General features: G+C 26.5%; 5 protein-coding genes. 1 reads left to right on the forward strand and 4 read right to left on the reverse strand.

The window, feature by feature from the left end:
* Window positions 1-340: 340 nt before the first annotated feature.
* The gene (locus tag EHU54_RS04505; RefSeq protein ID WP_400249158.1) at window positions 341-556 is read left to right on the forward strand and encodes a hypothetical protein; all 216 of its coding nucleotides are present in this window, start codon (window positions 341-343) and stop codon (window positions 554-556) included.
* 96 nt (window positions 557-652) lie between these two features.
* Here EHU54_RS04505 and EHU54_RS04510 read toward each other — a convergent pair whose 3' ends face one another.
* The 4 genes from EHU54_RS04510 to EHU54_RS04525 form a co-directional block, all read right to left on the reverse strand.
* Window positions 653-1,900, reverse strand: coding sequence for a phosphatase PAP2 family protein (locus EHU54_RS04510; protein WP_400249160.1), 1,248 nt, complete (start codon window positions 1,898-1,900; stop codon window positions 653-655).
* A gap of 90 nt (window positions 1,901-1,990) precedes the next feature.
* Entirely contained in the window at window positions 1,991-2,884 is an 894-nt protein-coding gene (locus EHU54_RS04515; protein ID WP_400249161.1) for a Cof-type HAD-IIB family hydrolase, read from the reverse strand.
* 43 nt (window positions 2,885-2,927) lie between these two features.
* Complete coding sequence (gene yqeH, locus EHU54_RS04520) at window positions 2,928-4,004, reverse strand: ribosome biogenesis GTPase YqeH (protein WP_400249162.1); 1,077 nt, start codon at window positions 4,002-4,004, stop codon at window positions 2,928-2,930.
* Window positions 3,991-4,587: a YqeG family HAD IIIA-type phosphatase gene (locus tag EHU54_RS04525; RefSeq protein WP_114564249.1), complete on the reverse strand. Its 597-nt coding sequence runs from the start codon at window positions 4,585-4,587 to the stop codon at window positions 3,991-3,993. The genes yqeH and EHU54_RS04525 overlap by 14 nt, the downstream gene beginning before the upstream one ends.
* Window positions 4,588-4,748: the final 161 nt, after the last annotated feature.

Genomic DNA, 4,748 nt, shown 5'->3' on the forward strand with positions numbered 1-4,748 from the left:
TATAAAAAATAATTAAGAAAAATAGTATGTAAGAAAAGGGAAAATTTAAATTTTCCCTTTTCTTACATTAAATTGCTAAAAATAAGCATATTTTTTATTATTAACTTAAAAATATTGCTAATTTAAAATAATTATGATAGAGTGAATATTGTAAATGATTTTAAAAATATTAATATTATTTTTAAAATAAATGATTTTAATTAAACTAATTAAATAATAAGAAAGAAAATTTTGATATGGGGTTTACATCAGAAATGAAAGAAAGTTTGAAAAAAACTTATAAATCAATCAAAAAAAAGAGTTAATTCATTTTTAAAGAAACTTGGTTTTAACAAAAAAGATGCAGCTGAATTTACAGATCATTTGCTTAAAGAAGGCGGAAAAGAAATCGCAAAACGACAAGCAATGACAAAAAAAACAAGCCCAAATTCATAACCAAGTTCGCGCACAATTTCCAGAAATTAACCAAGAAGTTTTTAGAAACTTTATGGATGTTATGAATGAATTACATGAAAAAACAAAAGAAAAAACTGAAGAACAATTATACGATAGATAATTTGAAAAATTATCCATTGTTTACTATAAGTTGCCTTAACAATCTAGATTATATCTAGATTTTTTTAATTTTTAGACTATATCAGATATCCAGTTCTTATTTTTTGTAAATAATATTGTCACGATGTCAATATTTATATTTTTTAGATTTATTAATTTTTGCAGTTCTTACTTTTGCTACAATTCATAAAACACCATCAATATCAAGCAATAAAATTGTTTTCTGACCATTATTTAATTCAACCATCGAATAGCGTTTGTTTTGTTTGTTTCAAATTAATGATAAAACTTTATAAATGACATGGTCAGTTGCATAAGCAACTCATTGAAAGAATATTAATAAAACTATTAAACTAAACATTAAATCAGTTAAATAATGTGTTCTTGAAAGAATTTGCATAAATGCCATCATTGCAATATTTGCAATAAAAAACCCAAATATGAATCATTTTCAACAAGTAATCTTTTGTTTACGTTTTTCATTCATGAAATATAACAAAAAACCATAAACAGGCATTGATGATGAATTCATGTGACCAGATGGAAATGCCTTATCACTTCAGTGATGTGTTCCTTCCCCTGCTTTTCCTAATAAGAAAGCTCAGTATTCAGCTTTAAAACCTTGAATTTGTCACCAATCTAAATATTCGGCATTAATAACATTAGTTGGTTTGTTTGTTCAACTATCTGGTAAATGGTCAATAACATATTGATAATCAACATGGACTCAATATGGTCGTCCAAAGAAAGTTTTCAAAAGTGGATCAAAAGTAATACCAAAAAGCGCAAACACTACAAATATTTTTAAGGCATCAATTCAATAATTATTAGTTAATAAATCATCTCGTTTTGAAAATTTAACTCTTAAAAATCAAGCAATCCCGCCCATTAAGATAACTTCAATACTAAGTTGAATTGTCATTGCAACGATTGTCCTTGTTCCATCAAGACCAGATCAATAATCTCTTCCTTTACCAACAAAAGCAGAAAATGTTGATTGCTGATAAATCATTCGATTAATAATTAAGGTAAATAAAATTATAAATAAAGCATAAACAGTAATAATGATAATTGCTAAGAATTTAAATTTTGATTTATATTTGATATTTAAACTTTCTAATAAAATCCCTACTCCTGCAAACATAAATGGAACGGTCATTGTATAAGCTAGTTTATCTCAAAATAAACTTAATCAACTGACAACACCATTATCATTTAAATCACCAATTGCTTTTGCAATTTGGCGGTCTCAAATACTTCCTACAATAAAAAGTGTTATAACAACAGTTAAGGCAATAATTTTTAATATTTTAAAAACAAATTTGTTCTTACTATCTTTGTTCATAAATGCAGAACCGTCAACATAGAACTTTTGTTTTGTGTCTCTCGTAAAATTTCACATCTTCATGAAATCATTATAAAATAAAAAAATGTTTTATTTAAAAACATTTTTAACTTGGGGAAAAAATTCTGCTAGTTGTTCTTTTGATAATACTTCGGTAAAAAGATGTTCACGAACCCCATTATCGGTAACTGTCATTGTTGTTGTATTAGCAATTTTTTTTAATTCTAAGACACTATTCCCCATCGCAATAGTATAACCAACAATTTTAGCAAGTTCAAGGTCATTATAATTATCCCCATAAAAAATAAACTGTTGTGGATCATACCCTTTTAAAGCACATAATTTTTTAAAAGCATGAACCTTATTAATATTTAATGCTTGAATATCAAATAAATCTTTTTGAGAGAAAACACCATCAGCTGCAGCTTTAAAGGGATGATAAATCGCTTGGACTTGCTCTAATTCAGTTGATGAATTAAAAGGGAATAAAATTTTTAAAACTTCAATTTCATTATTTTTTAATAACGCTACATAATCCGTTTCTGTATCAATTGGAATGCGATAATCATCATTATATAATTGGGCATTATACTTTAGCATAAAAGCAATCCGACCAGATTCAGGATGACCATAAACCATATTAGCAGTATAAACAATGTGATCAATATTTGCTGCAATGGCCTTTGTTAACACCGCAAGAACTAATGCTTGTGGTAAAGGTTGTTGATATAATATTTCATTTGTTAAACTATCACGAATTAACGCCCCATTACAGGAAATAATTGGTGCTTTAATTTTTAATTTTGCAAAATATTCTTTTGCCATTAAGTCTAATCGTTCTGAAGCTAAAAACAAGTGATAATCACCAGCTAGTTGATATGTTTGTAATGCTTCATATGTTTCAGGATTAATTATATAACCTTTCCCTGCAATTGTGCCATCTAAATCAGTAATTACATAAGGATATTTTTTAACAAGATTCATAATCTTTTATTTCCTTTCTACTTATCTACTTTTAATTATAAAACTAAATAAACTGTTTTCGTAGTGTAATTTTAATGTTTTGATGGGTTCCAACCATTATTTTTTGACCACTTTGCCCTTTAAAACTAATTCATCCTAATCCAGCAATAAAAAGCGAATAATTACCTGGTTCCTTAATTTCGAGCATTCGTTCAGTTCATTCTTGATAATCTTGTAATCTAACAACAGCAGTTGGTACATGTTGGGTAAAATAATAATCTTTATTACTTAATTTGGTACGGTGTAATTTTAAATTGTTATTTTTATAAAAATGAAAACTTGTTTTTAAACCCGTCAGATATGAAAAACTAGCTAATCCTTCATAAAAAATTGTTTGCTCTGCAGACAATTGAAATGTAATTGGTTTTAATAGTTGTTTAGTCAGCATATTTTTATTATTTTCGGCAAGATATGGAAGCAGACTATGCTTATTAATGATACCAGGAGTATCATAAACTTTCTGTCTCGTTCCCAAATTAACAACAATTTTATCTAATGTTGTTGCAAGGTTATTCGAAACAGTAATTTTTTGTTGTTGGTTAGTTAACTTAATTAAACTATTTAATAATGTACTTTTTCCTGTATTAGAACTACCAACAAAAACAAGGTCATTATCTTGGCGCTTAATATATCGTCATAATTCATCTAAACCATAATTCTTTAAACCACTCACTAAAATAATATCTTCTACTTTTGAAAAAAGCACTAAATTTCGAAAAAGTTCACTAATATAAGTAATAATTTTATTAGAATTAATTAATTTATTTACTAAATCAATTTTATTAATAATTAAAGTTACTTTATTATTTTGTAATAGTTGTTCTAATTCCAAATTCCGTGTTCCATCCAAATCATAAACATCTAAAACATAAAAATAATGTCAATTCAAATGATAATCTTGTCGTAACTTTGCAAAAAAATCAATTGCTGTTATATTATAAGGAACTAGTTCATTATAATGAGTTAACCGAAAACAACGATAACAATAATCTTGCGTTAATGTTTCCACATAGCCAAGGTCGTTTGGAGTTGTAGTTTGTAAAATAATCCCACAACCAACACACTTCTTATAAGATATCATAGTCTAATCCGTATTCTCCTTCATCAAAGAAACCTTTATGTAAAATATTTTTTTGAGCTAACCGTTTATAAAGTAAATTTTCTAATAAACGCATTAATCGGTTTGATTCATTAACACCTGTTACTGGGACAACTAAAATGCTTTCCATATGGGCTCGATTAGCAAATAAAACATCCGTAATTAATTGATCACCAACCATAATCATTTCATGGGGATTAGTATTAAATTGCCGTGAAATCACACGAAAATATTTTAATAATGGTTTTTTAGCATTTCAATAATAATGTTCAATTCCTGCTTTTTGGGCAAACCGTTCAACTCGTTTTCGGGCATTATTTGATACTAACACAAAAATCATCCCTAATTCCTTGACCTTTTGAATTAAATTTAAATTATCAGTATTCGGAATACCACGGTAAAATGGGGTTAAAGTATTATCTAAATCACAAATAAAGACTTTAATCCCATGTTTTTTTAATGATTCAAGATTAATTTTATTAACATTTTTCACATAAATGGATGGTTTAAAATAATTTAGTAATAAATTGCGATTCTTTTTTTTACCAAAAATATTCTTTGCCATTATTTAAAACCCTCGTTTTTTACTATTATTTATTATATCAATTTTCAATAAAAAAAGTTATTCTTTTATATAAATCATAACCTTTTTAGCATCTTTAATTCATTAGACTTCTTGCATAACCTAGTTATTTTAAAATTCCTATAAAATATATTTAAAATAGA

Source organism: Spiroplasma sp. ald (assembly GCF_044714355.1).
In the GTDB taxonomy this organism is placed as follows: Bacteria; Bacillota_I; Bacilli_A; order Mycoplasmatales; family Mycoplasmataceae; genus Spiroplasma; species Spiroplasma phoeniceum.